Here is an 18,044-nt window from a genome sequence, read left to right as displayed (position 1 = left end):
TACACTCCCATATATAAGTTAAGTTACAGAGTCAGATTATCTCAGGAGGCACTATGATTATCTGTAAATTTGGTATTGGAGAACAGATCCGTCATAAGCTGCTGGGATACCCTGGTGTCGTGATTGATATCGATCCCGAATACTCGCTGGTAAGCCCCGCGTGGGAAGAACTTGATGCTCACGATGCGCTTCGTTCTTCGCCCTGGTATCATGTGGTGATGGAAGATGAGCAGGGACAACCCATTCATACTTATCTGGCTGAAGCGCAGCTGGCCCAAGAAATGCCAGACGATGACGGACACCCTTCCCTGGATGAGCTTGCCAAAGAGATTAAACAGCGAGCACCGCGCTTACATCACTGATGCCCATTTGCCGACCAATACGGTCGGCATTGAATTCAAAGGCACACCCACTAGTTAGCGATGCCCAGGCGAGGAGTCTCAATTTTTGGGCAGCGATCCATCACTACCTGCAGCCCGGCATTTTTTGCTAACACGGCAGCCTGCTCGTTAATGACGCCAATCTGCAACCACAATACTTTTGCGCCAATGGCAATGGCCTCTTTAGCCACCTCATAAGCCGCTTCTGACTGGCGAAATACATCTACCATGTCCATCTTGCGAGGAATATCTGCAAGTGACGCGTACACCCGTTGACCATGGAGCTCTTGCCCCGCTAATTTAGGGCTGACGGGGATTACCTCATACCCCTGTTCCAATAAATAAGCCATCACACCATAGCTGGGACGAGAGACTTTTTCACTGGCACCTACCAACGCAATCGTTTTTACCGTCTCCAACACCGATTTAATCCCTGCATCCTTCATTGTTGTTACCTCGTATCGCATGGACTCTTTTACAGTGTACACCACAGCACCTCCTTCTTTTTACCTTACATACGTCACTAAGCAGGTTTCCGGTACGGAATAGAAAGTATATAGGCCGCATAAACAGGAAATTGAAAGCACGATGGGCGACAAACGTCAGAAGCCCGTATAGAAAAAATATGTTAAAAAATGAAAACTTTGACACATTTAGCCAAATACTCAACAATAACGCGTTCAACAATGCCTGGGGAAAGCTGATGAAATTATGTCGTCTTATAGCGCTGCTTTTCTTCGCTGTCAGCACCATTTCCGCCGCGGCAACAACCTTAAGATTGCATCAGGATATTGAACTGCTGGCCGTTGATGGACAAAAGGTATCCAGTTCGCTGTTAAAAGGCGCTGATAGCCTGGAGCTGGATAACGGTCAGCACCAGTTGCTGTTTCGTGTAGTAAAAGTTGTTTCCCTCTCAGGCAGTGAAAAACACACCTATTCATCACCTTTACTGCTGGCGGCGTTCAATATGCGAAATCAGGATGTCATCACCATCTTGCTGCCTGCGCTAGATACGCCCAAAGCTCGGGAGCGCTTCGATCTCGAAACTCAATATCAGTTAGTGGATAACCGTAACGCCCCCATCAGTGCACGCATGGATAGGCTTGATCTGAGCAGTGATGACCTCACCCACCGATTGGAACCCATCCTGGCGCAGTATAATGCCGCCAATAAATCGGCATCTGTGGCTGCATTTACGTCTCCCAAGCAAAACGCCAAAACCTGGCCTGAAAATAATGCAGCCAATGCCCAAGACGGTATTGATCCTTTTCTTATTCTCAAATACTGGTTTTGACAAGCCGATAAGGACACTCAGGATCGTTTTTTGAAATGGGCAAAGGAAAAAGACAAGCAATAAAATTGCACCGCTGTTTTGATTATTTTAACCGCAGTTGCATCAACGCGTTGGTTGTTAGTCGCATTTTTTTCATCTACATTTTTTCAGCGAAAAAGCGTTCTCGTACTCTGTGTTTATTATTCTGACTAAAGGACGTAAACATGGAACTCACCACCCGTACTATTCCTGAACATAAGCACATTGCTTTAGTGGCGCATGACCACTGCAAGCAGGCACTGCTAGATTGGGTGAGTACGCACAAGAATACGCTGTCCGAGCACCATCTCTATGCGACGGGCACCACGGGCAACCTGATTCAGCGCACCACTGGGCTTCCCGTCAAAAGCATGCTGAGCGGCCCAATGGGCGGTGATCAGCAGGTTGGAGCCTTGATTTCAGAAGGGAAAATTGATCTGATGATCTTCTTTTGGGATCTGCTGAATGCCGTTCCTCACGATCCCGACGTCAAAGCTCTGCTTCGTTTAGCCACAGTCTGGAATATTCCTGTCGCCACCAACCGCTCCACCGCCGATTTTTTGGTTAACTCTGCACTGTTTAAACAACCCGTTGAGATCGCTATTCCCGATTACCAGCGCTATTTAAACGAACAACTGAAGTAACACCGCAGGTCCAGCGCTACCATGCTCATGGCAGCGCTGTTGCTAGGGTTTTCTCTGTACCGGCACACCAATACGGTGCAATTGTTCCACAAATATTGATGGTGCATCGCGATCATAGAGTAGCCAGACCCGGTGTTTCGCACGGGTCAGCGCCACATACAGCAAGCGACGTTCTTCCGCATCGGCAAAAGGTTCCGGCTGTGGCAGTAAGACTTGTTCCAGCAGGCTTTCGCGAGCCTGCGCCGGAAAACCTTCGTTGCTATCTTGTAATCCCACAATCACCACATAGTCAGCCTGTTGACCTTTGCTGGCATGAATGGTCATAAAATCAATAGACAGGTTTGGCCACCTCACACTGGCCTTCTCCAGCATGGTTGGTCGTAAATGGTGATAGCGCGCCAACACAAGAATGCGTTCATCAGGCGTAACGTAACTGCTGAGCTTATCAAACAGCGCTTCCAATTGTGTATCTGGCAACGACGTGACCGCTTTTTTGTCGCCAGCACGCAGGCTGTTGAGCGGCTTTTTTAATTGATAAGGATTTTGCTGCACAAAAGTATTGGCAATCTCACTGATGCGATCGTTAAAGCGATATGTCGTATCCAACGCACAGCGTTCACCACGACCAAAGTAATGCTCAAACGCGGTGGTCAACGTCAGTTCTGCGCCACTGAAACGGTAAATAGCCTGCCAGTCATCCCCTACGGCAAAAAGACTGGTACACTGATTCTGTCTGCACAGCGCCACCAGCAGTTGGGCGCGCTGAGGCGAAATATCCTGAAATTCATCAACCAGAATATGTTTCCAAGGGCTGATAAAGCGCCCCTTATCCAACAGATTCACTGCCTGGTGTATCAGGCCGGAGAAATCCACCGCGCCTTCCTCTTTTAATGCACTTTTCCATGCTTTAAGCAGCGGAGCCATCAGGCGTAAGCCACGTTGCAAACGCGGACGCTGCTCATCATCTGCCAGAGCCAGCATTTCATTTTGGCTACCACCCTGCATACGCATCAGCCCGAGCCATCGCTCCAATCGACCGCTCAAGCGTGCAGCCAGACGCGTATCCTGCCAGAATTCGCCGTCTGGTACGTCCCATTCCAATTCATCGCCTAGCCACTCACGCCAGCCTTTTGCCTGTGCTTTTTTTTCCGCACACTGTTGCTGCCAGGTTTGAACCAGCAGCTTACGCCGCTGCATCCCGTCGCTTTCCAAGCGACTGATAACAGGGGCCTTGCGCGTTGCCTGTTGAATAATATGCAGCGTCAGAGCATGAAACGTTTTCGCCTGTACAGAGTCGGTGTGCAGGCGATCCTGGATACGTTCGTTCATCTCTTGCGCGGCTTTACGACCGAATGCCAGCAAGAGGATTTGCTCCGGCATCGCTTCGCCTCGGTGTAACAGCCAGGCAGCACGCGCCACCAGCACCGATGTCTTGCCACTGCCCGCCCCCGCCAGCACCAATACAGAATCTTCACCGTTGACCACTGCGCGACACTGCGAAACGTTAAGGGGGGTTGTTTCTACGGACTCGAAAAATGCCTGCTCGGAGGAAAGCGTCTGTTCCATCCAGGCCTGATTGCAGGCAGCTCTGTGCGTTTCTCCCTCAGTAAGCCACTGCTGGCAAAGAGTATAATTATCGCGGCAGATGACAAATTCTGACAGTCTCGCCGCAGGCAGCGGCAAAGATTCGAGCGTTGCGCGAATCTCCGTTTGCAACTCAGCCAACATCAGGCGTGAAACCCATCCTTGCTGGTTCGTCCGTTGCTCAATATCAGTGACCTGACGTTGCAGTTCTTTCGCACACACCTCGCTCATGTCGTCGCTCCATTGACGCCACATTTTCATCAGATAGCGATAGAACTGCTGAGTCTCCTGCCACTCGGTGCCGTGCAAACGTACAGCCTGGTTTTCCGGCAGCACAAACTCCAACTCCCCCCATACCAGGCCACGCTTACACTGAATATCCAGCAATTGGTTAAAGGGAATAACATATTCGTGTTTCTCACCGCTCACCTGAACGCCAGCATTGAGCAGCTTCACCCGGTTATAGGGGTGTTGCGCCAGATGTTTGCCTAAAGGGGTTGCTTTCAGTTCCATTTTCGTTACGCCATGAAAAAAACGGCTTTTCGGTAGTTTACCTGCGACACAGGCCCCTTCTCCAGTGTTAAAACACGTTAAGATATCCCCGCGCTTGATGTAATATCTCTGATGGCGACATCCTATGCAATGCGCGTGGAAACAGCGTTATAAGCCTGTCTGTAATTTGTAATGATAAATACGTTATTTACAATAACTGCGCTATGCCTGACCTCATGGAGAAACAATGCGAGCCGTATTGAATATTCTTAATTTCGTGCTGGGCGGATTTTTCACCACGCTGGCATGGTTTATTGCAACGTTGGTGAGTATCGTTCTGATCTTCACCTTGCCCTTGACCCGTTCATGCTGGGAAATCACCAAGCTGTCGCTGTTCCCTTATGGAAACGAGGCTATGCACATCGACGAGGTGGAGCCAGAGCGTAAAAATGCCGTATTGAGTGCGGGTGGAACCCTCCTCAATATCTTCTGGTTTATTCTTTTCGGCTGGTGGCTGTGTTTGTCACACATTACCAGCGGGATTGCGCAATGCCTCACTATTATCGGTATTCCTGTCGGAATCGCCAACTTCAAGCTGGCAGTCATCGCGCTTTGGCCCGTAGGTCGGCGTGTGGTTTCTATTGAAGAAGCGCAGGCAATACGTGAAAGAAATGCGCGCCGTCGCTATCTCTAATCGTCGGTAAGGAAACAGGCGTTGTTGACTTTCATTTCAGGATTCCGGCGTTACCTTTACAATAGCGGTTGGCTATACAACGCGCGTATTTTTATTGCATTAGCCGGCGCTGCGTTGTTGCCCTGGTGGATGGACCAACCGACCACGACCATTCCGCTCACGCTTGGCGTGGTAGCCGCTGCCCTGACCGATCTCGACGATCGGCTAACAGGCAGACTGCGCAATCTGTTTATCACGTTGCTCTGTTTCTTTATCGCATCGGTCTCCATCGAGTTACTGTTCCCGTATCCGTGGTTATTCGGCATCGGGCTTGCCTTTTCAACGGCGGGTTTTATTTTGCTTGGTGCATTGGGTCAGCGCTATGCGACCATTGCTTTTGGCGCATTGCTGATTGCCATTTACACCATGCTTGGCGTATCTCTGTATGACAACTGGTATCAACAACCGCTTTTGCTGCTTGCGGGAGCCTTATGGTACAACCTGCTGACACTGATGGGACATGTGCTATTTCCCATTCGTCCTTTGCAGGACAGTCTGGCAAGGTGCTTTGAACAGCTTTCGCATTATCTGGATGCCAAAGCAGCACTGTTTGATCCCGATATTGATGATACGACAGATAACCCGTTGATTGATGTCGCTCTGGTCAACAGTGATGTGGTGGCGACGCTTAATCAAGCTAAAGCCTCTTTGTTAACCCGGTTGCGCGGGGATCGCGGTCAGCGTGGCACCCGTCGAACACTGCACTATTATTTCGCAGCACAAGATATTCACGAGCGCGCCAGTTCTTCCCACGTCCAGTATGCGCAGTTACGCGAAACCTTTCACCACAGCGATATTCTTTTTCGTTTTCAACGTTTACTGACCATGCAGGCACGTGCCTGTCGCCAGTTGGCGCAATCAATTCTGTTACAGCAAAAATATCAACACGATGGACGTATCGAACGTGCTTTTGTCTATTTGGAGGCAGCCCTTCATGCTTTTTTTGCCCAAGAGGGCGTGAATACGGCCCACGGGAAAGCATTACGTCATCTGTTAAATAACCTACGAGCCATTGATGCCCAGTTAATGAATATTGAATCGGAACAATGGCTGGAATCGCAGCAACAAATGGAAGAAAGTCTTGCTGATGATGGTCTGACGGGATGGGGCGATATTCGTCTGCGCATCAGCCGTCATCTCACGCCACGTTCAGCATTATTTCGCCATGCGATCCGTATGTCTGTCCTGCTCTGCGGGGGTTATGCCCTGATTCAATTGACACATATGCAACATGGCTATTTGATTCTGCTCACCAGCCTGTTTGTCTGTCAGCCAAACTACAATGCGACGCGGCGACGTTTGGCACTGCGCATCATCGGGACACTAGCAGGAATACTGATAGGAATACCGGTACTCTATTTTGTCCCTTCTCTTGAAGGACAACTGACGTTGATTGTTATCAGCGGCGTGCTGTTTTTTGCCTTTCGCAACGTACAATACGCCCATGCCACCTTGTTTATTACCCTGCTGGTATTACTCTGCTTTAATTTGCTGGGTGAGGGTTTCGAAGTGGCTGGCCCACGCATTCTGGATACGCTAATTGGATGTGCTATCGCGTGGGCGGCGGTCAGTTTTATCTGGCCAGACTGGCGTTTTCGCGGTTTACCTGCGGTAATCGATAAAACCATCAACGCCAACTGCCGTTATCTGGATGCCATTCTTGAACAGTATCATCAAGGGAAAAGCAACAGCTTGCGTTACCGTATCGCGCGCCACGATGCTCACAACTGTGATGCCGGGCTGGCTTCTGTCGTCGCCAATATGTCTTCAGAGCCCCATGCCATCAGAAACAAGCTTGATGATGCGTTTCGCTTTATGTGCCTGAACCATACGCTGCTGAGCTACATTTCAACGCTCGGTGCCCACCGAGAAAAAATGATTATACCGCAAACCTTGCAACTGCTGGATGATGCCGTTTGCTATATTGATGCTGCACTGCATCATCCTGAAATTAATGTACAAACGCAGCGTGAGGGTTTATTGGCACGTCAACAGCACGCGCAGCAACTTGCCCCCGATCCCGACAGCAAGGAACAACTTGTCTTGCAACAAATCGGCCTAATCGTCGATGTTTTACCGGAATTGACGCAGTTGAAGGGAGCGATTCGTTAAAGTATGCGGTTTGTGCAATGCAGCGCGGCATTACTGTGTTAAAGATGCCGCGTAAGTTTATGCATTAGGCTTTAGGCAGGGGAGCCGAATGGTGTTCATACCATTCAATCAGCTCATTTCTAACCCCTTTAGGTAAAGCGGCCTGATGCGTTCTACAGATCGCGCCCGCTAACGCCAGTAAGATATTCACACTGGCATGTTTACTGACAGCTTTTAACTTTAAGTAGCTCTCCTTAGCACCGTGTTGTTGCAGCTCATCGGCATTTCTGATGCCCGCCTTCCATAACATCCGCTCAAGATCGTGATTCAGATTGGGCAAATCTTTTAGCCGTGTGCAATGCTCACGTTCTGATTTGTCCCGCTCTGCCCCCTCAAGCGACATTCTGGCCAGTTGCAGCAGTTGTGCCGGATCCTCCCATAAAACATCACCCACCAGATAATAACTCAAGCAGTAAAGTTATACCTTGTTTAGTATAAACCAGATGCGGCATATTTGCAAGAAAATGTGGCTCACACCGCTTGTCTGCGCGTAAATAAAGCTCACCGTTGGAGATCAGACCAAAGATCGTTTTATTTGCCGCGATGCTATAGCCGCCAAATTGGGACCAGGTGGTAATTTCTCCCAAGGAGGAGAAATAAGCTTTTGATTGCAAAATCCTTTTTTTGCATAACTGATTCATACAACACCCTTTAGTATTGAAAATCAATCCTCTGTCTGTATGTGTGTTCTTAACGTGTTAAAGTAATTAATCACAAGGCAGGTGAGGCTTCAAACACAAAATGTGATCTCACGCCGCCGCCATGCGAATTATGCGAAGCGCTTCCAAAAAAAAGCGGGATGAAACTCATCATGCGTGCGCACCCTATTCTTTCAGAACGTCATCAGCCAGCCTCACTGCGCAGTGCCTCGCTGCCACGGCAAACTGTCGCAGGATACGGTAGCGGTATCATCAGCGAAATCGACTACAGCGCTGAGCATCCGATGACAACACTGCCGTTACTTCCGCTTTTACAACAATTAGCAGCGCAATCGCGCTGGCTGTTATGGCTAGCGCCACAACAGAAAATCAGCCGTCACTGGTTACAGTAATCAGGCTTACCCCTAGATAAAGTAATCCAGCCATATCATATCAACCCAAATGAAACCGTAGATGCAATGGAAAAAGCGCTGTTGACAGGAAATTACAGCGTCGTTCTATGCTGGCTTGTGCACGATTTGACTGAAGAAGAGAGTCTACGTTTGAGGCAAGCCGCTCAAAAAGGAAACGCTTACGGATTTATCATGAGACCACAATGCATAAGCGGAGAAGAGGATGGGCTATTTTCTCGCCTAAAAATTCACTCAACGCTGCACCATTAAGTAAATTAAGAGTTTTCTCATCAGCATATGGTTATCTTAGTTTGTTTAAGTAAAAAACCGCGGATAAGCAGGTGCAATGTATGCCAGCCGTTACGGATAAACGTTGCGATTCGCCAAAATAAACTATTATTTGTTAGGAAGTATGTATGAAACGCTGTTTTTTCAACAAGGCAGATCATATCGTACTTGTAACTTTCGTATCACGTTGTAGACTTTAACGCGCTGGAGTTGCTCTTTCTATAATGCCAGTTGGCTGGCAGCAAGTTATAAATTAAGAGCAGTGGCTTCAGTCAAGGATTTAACCAAAGGCCTATTAGCGTTTATGCTAATTGCCGGTTTGAATGATAATGAGGCGTAAAATGAAAAAAACAGCAATTGCAGTGGCACTGGCTGGCTTCGCTACAGTAGCACAAGCCGCGCCAAAAGAAGAAACCTGGTACGTTGGCGGCAAACTGGGTGTTTCCCAGTTCCACGACACCGGTTTCTACGGTAATGGTTTTGAAGGTCTTAACAATAACCCGATCAAAAGCAAACTGGGCACAGGCGCATTCGTCGGCTATCAGGCAAACCAATATCTGGGCTTTGAATTAGGTTATGACTGGCTGGGCCGCATGAAGTATGCAGGTTCTGCGACCAATGCAACTGACAGTGCCGCTTTCAAAGCTCAGGGCGTTCAGTTGGCCGCAAAATTAAGCTACCCGGTGATGCAAGATCTGGACGTGTACACCCGTCTGGGCGGCATGGTATGGCGTGTTGATGCTAACGGCCAGAACAACGGTACCCAGTTGAGCGACAGCGACACCGGCGTTTCTCCGCTGGCTGCTGTTGGTATTGAGTATGCCTTCGATCGTGACTGGGCTGCCCGCGTTGACTACCAGTGGACCAACAACATTGGCGATGCTGGCACCGTTGGTGCACGTCCTGACAACTTGCTGATGAGCGTTGGCGTTTCCTACCGTTTCGGTCAGGGTGATGCTCCGGCACCTGTTGCAGCGCCAGCACCGGTTGTAGAAACCAAACGTTTCACACTGCGTTCTGACGTTCTGTTCAACTTCGGCAAAGATACGCTAAAACCGGAAGGTCGCCAGTCACTGGACCAACTGTACAGCCAACTGAGCAACCTGGATCCTAAAGACGGTTCCGTTGTTGTTCTGGGCTTCACTGACCGCATTGGTTCTGTAGAAGCTAACCAGGCTCTGTCAGAAAGACGTGCTCAGAACGTCGTGTCTTACCTGGTATCTAAGGGTATCCCGGCTAACAAGATCTCCGCTCGTGGCATGGGTAAATCCAACCCGGTTACCGGTTCAACCTGCGATAACGTGAAGCCGCGTGCAGCACTGATTGACTGCCTGGCACCGGACCGTCGCGTCGAGATCGAAGTGAAAGGCATCAAAGACGTTGTCTCTCAACCTCAGGCTTAAGTTATTCGCTCGCGAATAATCTTGTACTGATGAAAAAAACCTCGCAATTGCGAGGTTTTTTATTTCCTATTTTTTGTGTCGTTGCCATCTTCATCTTGAGCGAGAATTGCTTTCAGATCCTGCTTGAGCAATGACATCTGATTCGCATAACGCTCCTTGGATTCCGCATCTTCTATCAATTGCACGACGGTTTCAGACAGTGTTGCATTACGACGTGTCGCCAATGCCGCGAGCCGCTGCCAAACCAGGTACTCGAGATCGATAGATTTCTTGTGAGTAAGCTGGTTCTCAGCATTAAAGTGACGCTTGCGACGGGCACGTATCGTTTGTTTGAGCCGATTTTCCAACCCGGGATTCATGCACTGTTTAATCCAGGCAAGCACCTGCACCGGCTGGTTCTCCATTTTTAGCAACGCGGCTACCGCATCATCGGCCGCACTTTGTTCGATAAAGCGCGTTATGGCTTCACCTTCCCGGTGTTTTTTCACCAGATATTTCCATTTCCAACCGCACTCAAGATTCTCTAGTTGTTGATATTTCATGATAAAATCTTCAGTGACCGTGTAACACTATCCTTAGCATAACAGTTTTTACCCAACTTTCCTCTCGGTGCTCTCGTTTTTAATATAAATGGCAAAACGGTGCACCACAGCACATCAATTATCTATTTCCCTACCGTTCCAACACTTCGTCCGTGCAGCAGGTATTATTCTTGTATAATCACGCTTTTCATTCAAACAACTACCTTTGATACTTTGACCAATAACCAACTTGCATGGCAGCATCTGCTGCCCGACCATACGCCTTACCAGTCTCTGTTCGATCGGGCAGATAAGCTTGAATCGTTGGATTTTTCTGCGCTTCAACCCCGGCTGGTGGATAGCCTGAAGGTATTTTGCCACCCACACTCACCTTCACCCTTTATGCTAGTGAAAGCAGAAGAGACTAACGATTATCTTGCGCTCATCGCGGGTGCCGTGAGAAATCTATGCCAACAGGTCACTACCCCCTACGGTAGCCGTTATATCATCGAGCACGATCGGGTTGATATTCAACCGGCGCAACAACTTGATGATAATTTTGCAGCCCAGCAGACTTGTGAATTCCAGGCATGGATCGAAGCAGAACAGTTATTTGGCTGTGTGCGTTATTTTCAGGAACGTATTAGCCTGCAACCGGGGTTATTACACCATATCAATGGCGGTACCCTGATCCTAACCGCGCGTACCCTGTTGACTCAACCGCTGCTTTGGTTACGCTTGAAGCAAATTATCGCAGAAGGTCAATACCATTGGCTCTCACCCGATGAAAGACGTCCTCTCCCCCTCGCCATTCCACCGATGCCGATCAACATTCGTCTGATCGTGGTTGGCGATCGAGAAAGTCTTGGCGATCTGCATGATATTGAGCCCAACCTGCGCGACCTGGCTGTTTACGGTGAATTTGAAGCCGAATTGCCGCTGATAGATGAAGAAGACATGGCGCGCTGGTGCGCATACATTAATGCGTTATGCAGCACCAATCGTCTTCCCTTGCTCGCGGCAGATGCCTGGCCTTCTCTGCTGCAATTAGCCGTACGCTACAGCGGCGATCAGGGCAGTCTGCCACTTTGTCCGCAATGGCTTACACATCAGCTAAAGCACATTGCCATTTATGCCCAGGAAGAGAGTATCACCGCACAGACCGTCACTGATGCGATCGCAGCCCAACGCTGGCGTGAAGGCTATCTGGCCGAACGTATGCATGATGAAATTGAACTGGGGCAGATAGTGATCGAAACCGAAGGCGAAGTCATCGGGCAGGTCAACGGACTTTCTGTACTGGAATACCCGGGCCATCCGGTCGCTTTTGGTGAACCGACGCGCATTAGCTGCGTGGTTCATCCCGGCGATGGTGAGTTTACCGATGTCGATCGCAAAGCAGAACTTGCCGGTAATTTGCATGCCAAGGGCATGATGATTATGCAGGCATTTCTGATTTCCGAGCTGGAACTTGAGCAACAACTTCCCTTCTCAGCCTCGCTGGTCTTCGAGCAGTCTTACAGTGAAGTGGATGGCGACAGTGCGTCGTTGGCGGAACTATGCGCATTAATCAGTGCGTTGTCGCAACAACCCATTAATCAGCAAATAGCGATTACCGGTTCGGTCGATCAATTTGGGCGCGTTCAGCCTATTGGCGGCGTCAATGAGAAGATCGAAGGCTTCTTTGAAATTTGTCAGCGACGCGAACTCACGGGCAACCAAGGTGTCATTATTCCAGCGGCCAATCTTCACCATCTGAGTCTGAATCTTGATGTGGTGGATGCCGTGCGTGCCGGGCAGTTCCATATTATCCCGGTGGAAACGGTGCCGGAAGCCATCACGCTACTGACCAATATGGCTTATGACGATGAGCAGCAACCAAACCTCTTGGGTTTGATTAAAGAACGCATTGCTCAATTTTCACCGCCAGAGCGACGCCGCTTCCCGTGGTTCTTTCGGTGAAAAACTGGTTTAACCAGATGTTTCTGGGTTGCTCAGCTTACATGTGTAAGCTAACCTGCGTGCTTCACTAGAATAAGGCTTACTGAGAATATGGTAGATAAACGCGAATCTTATACGAAAGAAGACCTTCTTGCCTCCAGCCGCGGCGAACTGTTCGATCCTCAAGGCCCTCAGTTGCCTGCCCCGAATATGTTGATGATGGACCGTGTCGTTAAAATGATGGAAGACGGCGGTAATCATGGCAAAGGCTACGTTGAAGCCGAATTGGATATTACGCCAGACTTGTGGTTCTTTGGTTGCCACTTTATCGGTGACCCGGTTATGCCAGGGTGCCTGGGACTAGACGCCATGTGGCAGTTGGTCGGGTTCTATCTCGGCTGGTTGGGCGGTGAAGGTAAAGGCCGTGCTCTGGGTGTAGGTGAAGTGAAATTTACTGGCCAGGTGCTGCCAACAGCTAAAAAAGTCACCTATCGCATCCACTTCAAACGCGTTATCAATCGCCGTTTGGTGATGGGGATTGCCGATGGTGAAGTGTTGGTTGATGGAAAGCAGATCTATACGGCTGACGAATTAAAAGTGGGTCTGTTCAAAGACACTACGTCATTCTAATCGCAAAATGTGGACGGTTTTTTCCACCGTCCACATCCTACCTACATAGCACCGTTATAATGCAGCTCGCTTCGCTTGCACTCCGTTACCAATAGATTCACAGACATCAGCCGGAATTTTGAGCTCCTGAGCTAACGCATTGAGGTAGTTTTTTTCCATAAAATGGTCGATATCAATCACCGCACAGCTCAAGAAGTAGACCTCCAGCACTTCATCCTCGTTCTTGACACCGCGAGCTAACAGCACATCTAGCGGTTGATCGATCGCCTCTTGTATCCAGGTTTCTGCTTCTGCGCCCAGTTGAAGTTCCTGAACGTTCTCTTTAATTCGTTGCTGCTCTGCCGCATCGATATGGCCATTGCTCTTGGCCGCAAAAACCAACGCCATGATCAAACGCCGGGCACGTACGTTGTCGCTGGATGACTGAACGCCGAAATCGGCATCGGCGGCATGGGTATCACGCACGCGTTTTTTATACTGATTCCACAGCACGACGCCCGCTGCCGCACTTCCGCCAATAATCAATGCATTTTTTCCCAACGACCCCAGCAGCTTTCTCGTCGATTTGTTTGCCAGCAACACGCCTGCCAGCCCACCAAACGCCGCAGGTTTCAACATATCCCCCAGATTGCCATTTTTGGCGTTATTCGCCGCCGAACCTGCCTTTGCACCCGCCGCCCCAAGGAGCGTTTGTATCTGCTGCATCCACTGGCTCATGATCCTCTCCCCGTTATCGATGCTATTATCATTATGCCCTTCAGGCGAGCACAACTTGCATCTATGCATAGTAGAGCCTCTTACGCCCGTTGTTTGTCAGGTAATGTATAACAATAAAAATGTGGCACAGGCCCGGTTTTACTACAGCAATGGCAATTCTGCGCTGGGATGATTTGCGCTTTATTTTTGACAGGGTATACTGAACCCATAGAAATAAAATAGTGTTTTATTATTTGTAGTTGTCCGTCACAATAAAGGAACGAACATGAAAATTGCACTGATTAACGAGAACAGCCAGGCTGCCAAGAACGCTATCATTGCCGAAGCGCTGACTAAAGCCGTTGCACCGCAAGGTCACACCGTATACAACTACGGTCAGTACGCCGTTGATGACGCAGCACAACTGACCTACATCCAGAACGGTATTCTGGCAGCTATCCTGCTGAACTCTGGTGCGGCTGATTTCGTGGTAACCGGCTGCGGCACTGGCCAGGGCGCGATGCTGGCATGTAACTCTTTCCCGGGCGTAATCTGTGGTCTGGTCGTTGACCCGTCTGATGCGTACCTGTTCTCCCAGATCAACAACGGTAACGCGGTTTCTCTGCCGTATGCCAAAGGCTTTGGCTGGGGTGCTGAGCTGAACCTGGAAAACCTGTTCACTCAACTGTTCAAAGAAGAAGGTGGCTGTGGCTACCCGAGCGATCGTGTTGTTCCGCAACAGCGTAACAAGAAGATCCTGGACGCAGTGAAAGAAGTTACCTACAACGATCTGATCTCCATTCTGAAAGGTCTGGATCAGGATCTGGTTAAAGGTGCTATTTCTGGTCCTAAATTCCAGGAATACTTCTTTGCCAACAGCAAAGATGCAGAACTGACCAGCTTCATCAAATCTCTGCTGGCGTAATTCTCGTACCGAGAACGTTGCTGTATCGATAAAACCGTGGGTGAAAACACCCACGGTTTTTTTGCGCTTTACCACACCCTATTTCGCCTACGTATCTCGTTGTTCCACCCTCTAATCCAGCCTGTTTTACCTTAGCCGTTCACTGTGTAAGCAGATACGAGAAAACAGTGAAATACTGCTTGACCGAACGCAGTCGACTCCCTATAGTAGCGCCCCGTTGCCCCTGAATGGCAACCCCCGGTGAGGTGTCCGAGTGGCTGAAGGAGCACGCCTGGAAAGTGTGTATACGTGAAAACGTATCGAGGGTTCGAATCCCTCCCTCACCGCCATATACCAAACAAAACGCCCCTGAGTCATCAGGGGCGTTTTGTTTTTATAGCGTGAAATGAGAAATAGAAAATCTCATTCCCCCTGCTGATAGCGCTGATATAAACTGATCCCCAACAACATGGTGGCCAGGCTTACCACCATCGCCACAGTCGCCATCGCCATCCCCTGCCCGACAGATCCTTGCTCAAACTGCCGCCAGATAAAGATCGCCGTGGTTTGCACTCCCGCCGGAGCCAAAAGCAATGAGGTCACCAGTTCACGAACGGCTACGGCAAACACCAATAGCATGGCGGCCATCAAGCTGGGGAAGACAAGCGGCGCAATGCCCTCAGCGTAGAAGCACCGTGAACACGCGCGGCGGCTTCCAGATTCGGTCCAAGTTGACGCAATGCGGCACTCACATAGCGAATGGGGTAAGGCAATAACAAGCAGCTATAGGCCAGCAACAGAATAGCCCAGGTGTTGTAAGGCGTAACCGGCCGAGTGACAATTATCCTTTCAACCTCTTTATGAATCAGCGCTTCAGCCGCCTTCGCCGCACTGAGAAACGTTTTGCCACACCCTGCCTCACCGGTGGCAAAGATTAACTGTTTATTTTCTATTGCAGACAAGTAATGCTCCTGGGCGATGGTACGCGCAGGTATCGCGATTTTCTCGCGCCATACCGATGGCTTCAATCCCCCCCATCTGGACCAGAGAAGTGACCGATTCCTCCTCACGCTGACGATGACTGCGTGAATCACGACGAAAACGCGTTTAGCTTCACGACGCGCTTTGATCACTGCTTTTTGTCTTCCCATAGTGGCACCTTACAGTTTGTTTCACTTACCGCACATAACTGCTGTGCGTGACGTTTCACTCACAAACGAGGTTGGCTTCCTTATTAAGCCGATACTGGAGACATGAGTTGCGCACCGCCAATAACGGCAGCGGACGAGAATATCATCCCTAAACGTGGGCGCAAGGGTTAAAAAACGATGAAGCGACAGACAGGAATAACGATAAGAAGCAATGAGGGAGAAATTCACACGGGGAGTTAGCCCCTCACCTCCCTTTATCAACCATCGCGTTTGATGACGGCAACAGCAGAGGTGATATTGAAAACGACATGTCAGAAGTTGCTGATTGGGTCCCCAAAAGGACATTACCATGTGCGTTCCTCACTGTGGCAACAACTATTCCGCGGAATAATGATTGACCGTATTAGAACTCCCGATCATCACCCGGAAAAAATAACGCGGGTTGATGTTAGTAATATGACATTGCAATAAAATGCCCTCTGTTGGCAAGCGTTTTTACAGTTCCATAACATTTATCTATGATAAAAAATATAACCCTTTGCCAATGCTGACTTTTGCTACTTCATTTTTTACAAACAGGTAGGCTCAGCCCGCAGACGGGGACACCGCCCCGCCCGCCTGACTCACCAGTGATGCCGAGCTGTCATCGCTCGGCATGAAGAAAAAATATCAATAGAGGCGTTGCCAAGAGAGGTATTGGTCATATTTACGCAACGCGCTGCGATAAAGCGTATGCTCTTTTTCGGGTAAATATTCACCTAGCCGTTGCTGCACCCCTTCGGGTGAAAACGTCTCCGCTGGATGATTTTTCGCCACCAGAATGTCATCCAAGCGCCGCAGCCGGATAACATATTCACGCATGGTGCTATGTCGTACATCCGTTTGGTCAATCAGGTATTGGGTAAAATCTTTGATCTTGAAATAACTGGTGTGCGTATTACAAAAAACTTCGCTACAGAAGCGACAAACAGGAATAAGCTCATCCTGGAGTGACAGCCATACATCCTCACATCCTCATCGATCAAGCGATCAAAATCACCCAAACTTTTTTATTGATAAGCTGGTTGCGAAACACCAGCGATACGCGATCGAGAGGTTTATTGCAATTTGAGCAATGGGTTTGCTTATGTTTGAAGTCTTTCAGATATCGGCTAAGAAGCTGCTTTTTTCGCGGTGAAGATAGCATGAATCCATTCCATGAGAGTGGATATTATTTTTTATGCAGACGAATACTTATAGGCGACATTATATGTCAATGACGCTATTAGCCACGCTTCAGCATAAAGGCTGGTATCCTTTGATAACACTATTCCTGCGCACAGTGGTTACTGTTCCTGCATAAGCTTCGCGCGCAGTCGCTTTATCGCCTGGCTATGCAACTGGCTGACACGAGATTCACCGACATCCAGAACCGCACCAATTTCTTTCAGGTTGAGTTCTTCCTGATAATAGAGTGTAAGCACCAATTTCTCACGCTCTGGTAGATTCTCGATAGCCTCCACCACGCGATGGCGTAAATTACCTTCCATCAACTGATGTAGCGGATTCGCTTCCTCATTGCCTTCCAGAAGCGCTTCAGCGCTGTCGCCGTGTTCTTCACGCCATTCATCGTAAGAAAAAAGCTGGCTGTTATTGGTATCCAGCAATATCTGACGATAATCTTCCAGCGTGATGTTCAACGACTGAGCCACTTCCTGCTCCGTCGGCGCACGACCAAGTTGCTGTTCCGCCTGTTGCATCGCTTGTGCCACTTCCCGCGCATTACGCCGCACACTACGCGGCACCCAGTCCCGGCTGCGCAATTCATCCAACATCGCGCCTCGGATGCGTTGCACGGCATAGGTAGTAAATGCGGTTCCCTGCAATGAGTCAAAACGTTCCACCGCACTCAGCAGGCCAATGCCTCCGGCTTGCAGCAGATCGTCAAGCTCAACGCTCGCGGGAAGGCGAACCTGTAAACGCAAGGCTTCATGGCGCACTAACGGAACATAGCGCTGCCAGAGGGAATTCTTATCCATGGTGCCTTCGGCGGTATACATATCGCTCACAGTGACAAATACCTACGATGATAATGTTATCGACACTATTATGCGTTTGCGTAGAGTGTCCAATGCTGCGAATAGGGGCGTAAAAGAGGGGCTATTTGGGGTATGTGGTGGCGAC

At 49.3% G+C, this 18,044-nt stretch carries 14 protein-coding genes, 1 tRNA gene and 5 pseudogenes; 11 read left to right on the top strand and 9 right to left on the bottom strand.

What is annotated here, in order from left to right:
- Positions 1–53: 53 nt before the first annotated feature.
- Complete coding sequence (gene hspQ, locus ACMZI0_RS13080; protein ID WP_415673271.1) at positions 54–362, top strand: heat shock protein HspQ; 309 nt, start codon at positions 54–56, stop codon at positions 360–362.
- Positions 363–412: 50 nt separating this feature from the next.
- Here hspQ and ACMZI0_RS13075 read toward each other — a convergent pair whose 3' ends face one another.
- Positions 413–826: a CoA-binding protein gene (locus ACMZI0_RS13075; RefSeq protein WP_415673270.1), complete on the bottom strand. Its 414-nt coding sequence runs from the start codon at positions 824–826 to the stop codon at positions 413–415.
- A 257-nt stretch (positions 827–1,083) separates the two neighbouring features.
- Between ACMZI0_RS13075 and ACMZI0_RS13070 the strand changes: the two genes are divergently transcribed.
- Positions 1,084–1,674, top strand: a complete 591-nt coding sequence (locus ACMZI0_RS13070) for a DUF2057 family protein (protein WP_415673269.1) — start codon at positions 1,084–1,086, stop codon at positions 1,672–1,674.
- A gap of 203 nt (positions 1,675–1,877) precedes the next feature.
- A complete protein-coding gene (locus ACMZI0_RS13065) occupies positions 1,878–2,336 on the top strand; it encodes a methylglyoxal synthase (RefSeq protein ID WP_415673268.1) in 459 nt (152 codons plus the stop codon).
- A 42-nt stretch (positions 2,337–2,378) separates the two neighbouring features.
- Here the strand turns inward: ACMZI0_RS13065 and helD are convergent, their stop codons facing one another.
- Complete coding sequence (gene helD, locus ACMZI0_RS13060) at positions 2,379–4,433, bottom strand: DNA helicase IV (protein ID WP_415673267.1); 2,055 nt, start codon at positions 4,431–4,433, stop codon at positions 2,379–2,381.
- A gap of 226 nt (positions 4,434–4,659) precedes the next feature.
- On the opposite strand from helD, the gene ACMZI0_RS13055 reads away from it, so the two are divergent.
- Entirely contained in the window at positions 4,660–5,106 is a 447-nt protein-coding gene (locus ACMZI0_RS13055; protein WP_415673266.1) for a YccF domain-containing protein, read from the top strand.
- Positions 5,107–5,127: 21 nt separating this feature from the next.
- A complete protein-coding gene (gene yccS / locus ACMZI0_RS13050; RefSeq protein WP_415673265.1) occupies positions 5,128–7,257 on the top strand; it encodes a YccS family putative transporter in 2,130 nt (709 codons plus the stop codon).
- 64 nt (positions 7,258–7,321) lie between these two features.
- Here yccS and ACMZI0_RS13045 read toward each other — a convergent pair.
- A pseudogene (locus ACMZI0_RS13045) lies at positions 7,322–7,937 on the bottom strand (TfoX/Sxy family DNA transformation protein).
- A 170-nt stretch (positions 7,938–8,107) separates the two neighbouring features.
- Between ACMZI0_RS13045 and sulA the strand changes: the two are divergent.
- A pseudogene (sulA, locus tag ACMZI0_RS13040) lies at positions 8,108–8,617 on the top strand (SOS-induced cell division inhibitor SulA).
- 359 nt (positions 8,618–8,976) lie between these two features.
- Entirely contained in the window at positions 8,977–10,038 is a 1,062-nt protein-coding gene (gene ompA, locus ACMZI0_RS13035) for a porin OmpA (RefSeq protein WP_415673264.1), read from the top strand.
- Between the two features lie 59 nt (positions 10,039–10,097).
- Here the strand turns inward: ompA and matP are convergent, their stop codons facing one another.
- Positions 10,098–10,580, bottom strand: coding sequence for a macrodomain Ter protein MatP (gene matP, locus ACMZI0_RS13030; RefSeq protein ID WP_415673263.1), 483 nt, complete (start codon positions 10,578–10,580; stop codon positions 10,098–10,100).
- A gap of 213 nt (positions 10,581–10,793) precedes the next feature.
- Between matP and ACMZI0_RS13025 the strand changes: the two genes are divergently transcribed.
- Together ACMZI0_RS13025 and fabA are read left to right on the top strand one after the other, a co-directional pair.
- Positions 10,794–12,521 (top strand): AAA family ATPase, encoded by a 1,728-nt coding sequence (locus ACMZI0_RS13025; RefSeq protein WP_415673262.1) that lies wholly within the window; start codon positions 10,794–10,796, stop codon positions 12,519–12,521.
- A 90-nt stretch (positions 12,522–12,611) separates the two neighbouring features.
- Positions 12,612–13,130 (top strand): bifunctional 3-hydroxydecanoyl-ACP dehydratase/trans-2-decenoyl-ACP isomerase, encoded by a 519-nt coding sequence (gene fabA, locus ACMZI0_RS13020; RefSeq protein WP_415673261.1) that lies wholly within the window; start codon positions 12,612–12,614, stop codon positions 13,128–13,130.
- Positions 13,131–13,184: 54 nt separating this feature from the next.
- On the opposite strand, the gene ACMZI0_RS13015 is transcribed toward fabA, so the two are convergent.
- On the bottom strand, positions 13,185–13,847 hold the full coding sequence (locus tag ACMZI0_RS13015) for a tellurite resistance TerB family protein (RefSeq protein ID WP_415673260.1): 663 nt from the start codon (positions 13,845–13,847) through the stop codon (positions 13,185–13,187).
- A gap of 265 nt (positions 13,848–14,112) precedes the next feature.
- Here ACMZI0_RS13015 and ACMZI0_RS13010 point away from each other — a divergent pair, with 265 nt between their 5' ends.
- Together ACMZI0_RS13010 and ACMZI0_RS13005 are read left to right on the top strand one after the other, a co-directional pair.
- The gene (locus ACMZI0_RS13010; RefSeq protein WP_415673259.1) at positions 14,113–14,751 is read left to right on the top strand and encodes an RpiB/LacA/LacB family sugar-phosphate isomerase; all 639 of its coding nucleotides are present in this window, start codon (positions 14,113–14,115) and stop codon (positions 14,749–14,751) included.
- A gap of 239 nt (positions 14,752–14,990) precedes the next feature.
- Positions 14,991–15,080 (top strand) — tRNA-Ser (locus tag ACMZI0_RS13005).
- A gap of 73 nt (positions 15,081–15,153) precedes the next feature.
- Here ACMZI0_RS13005 and ACMZI0_RS13000 read toward each other — a convergent pair.
- The 4 genes and pseudogenes from ACMZI0_RS13000 to ACMZI0_RS12985 form a co-directional block, all read right to left on the bottom strand.
- Positions 15,154–15,560: pseudogene (locus ACMZI0_RS13000) on the bottom strand (ABC transporter permease subunit); the annotation flags it as partial.
- Positions 15,555–15,881, bottom strand: a pseudogene (locus tag ACMZI0_RS12995) (PhoH family protein); the annotation flags it as partial. The pseudogenes ACMZI0_RS12995 and ACMZI0_RS13000, both read right to left, overlap by 6 nt.
- A gap of 669 nt (positions 15,882–16,550) precedes the next feature.
- A pseudogene (gene fliZ, locus ACMZI0_RS12990) lies at positions 16,551–17,067 on the bottom strand (flagella biosynthesis regulatory protein FliZ).
- Positions 17,068–17,206: 139 nt separating this feature from the next.
- Entirely contained in the window at positions 17,207–17,929 is a 723-nt protein-coding gene (locus tag ACMZI0_RS12985) for an RNA polymerase sigma factor FliA (RefSeq protein WP_415673258.1), read from the bottom strand.
- Positions 17,930–18,044: the final 115 nt, after the last annotated feature.

This window comes from Symbiopectobacterium sp. (genome assembly GCF_047692315.1).
Taxonomy (GTDB): Bacteria; Pseudomonadota; Gammaproteobacteria; order Enterobacterales; family Enterobacteriaceae; genus Symbiopectobacterium.
The sequence above is the reverse complement of the archived record's forward strand: the minus strand, read 5'-3'. Positions and strand labels throughout refer to the sequence as shown.